Annotated in this window: 2 protein-coding genes; both read left to right on the top strand. The window is 58.5% G+C overall.

Going from position 1 to position 540, the window contains the following annotated elements; translation table 11 throughout:
- The coding region (locus E1189_RS03110; protein WP_196221127.1) for a PTS transporter subunit EIIB at nucleotides 1-289 on the top strand (289 nt) is incomplete at its 5' end.
- Nucleotides 286-540, top strand: a 255-nt coding sequence (locus E1189_RS03105) for a hypothetical protein (RefSeq protein ID WP_196221126.1), incomplete at its 3' end; no start/stop codon positions are given. The genes E1189_RS03110 and E1189_RS03105, both read left to right, overlap by 4 nt.

Raw genomic sequence — 540 nt, 5'->3', positions numbered from 1 at the left:
TGATGACAAGGATATCGAGATAACACTGGGTAGACACCTCCAGATTATGGGAGGCACCGATAACATGAAAAAGGCCCTGGAGATTTTTACCCAGCTGCGCACTTTGGCGGCCCGGGGGCAGGTAAACACTCCCTGTAATGATAAGGAGGTCGAACTGGCTCTGGGCAGACTGCTCGAGGCTATGGGGGGCTCCGAGAACATGAAAAAAGCTCTGCACATCTATACCCGGCTGCGCACCCGAGCGGCCTGGGGACCCGGCTGCGCACCCGGGCAGCCGGTGGACGGGTGAACACCCCCTGTGAAGACAAGGAGATCGAGTTAACACTGGGCAGACATCTCCAGCTCATGGGAGGTACGGACAACCTTAGAGCGGCCCTGGCGATTTTTACCCAACTGCGCACTCGGGCGGCAGGTGGGGCCCGGCTGCGCACCCGGGCAGCCGGTGGACGAGTAAACACCCCCTGTGATGACAAGGATATCGAACTGGCACTGGGTAGACATCTCCAGCTAACAGGATGTCCAGACAATCTGAAAGTGGCC

It is taken from the genome of Parendozoicomonas verongulae, from assembly GCF_009711465.1.
In the GTDB taxonomy this organism is placed as follows: Bacteria; Pseudomonadota; Gammaproteobacteria; order Pseudomonadales; family Endozoicomonadaceae; genus Sansalvadorimonas; species Sansalvadorimonas verongulae.
The sequence above is the reverse complement of the archived record's forward strand: the minus strand, read 5'-3'. Positions and strand labels throughout refer to the sequence as shown.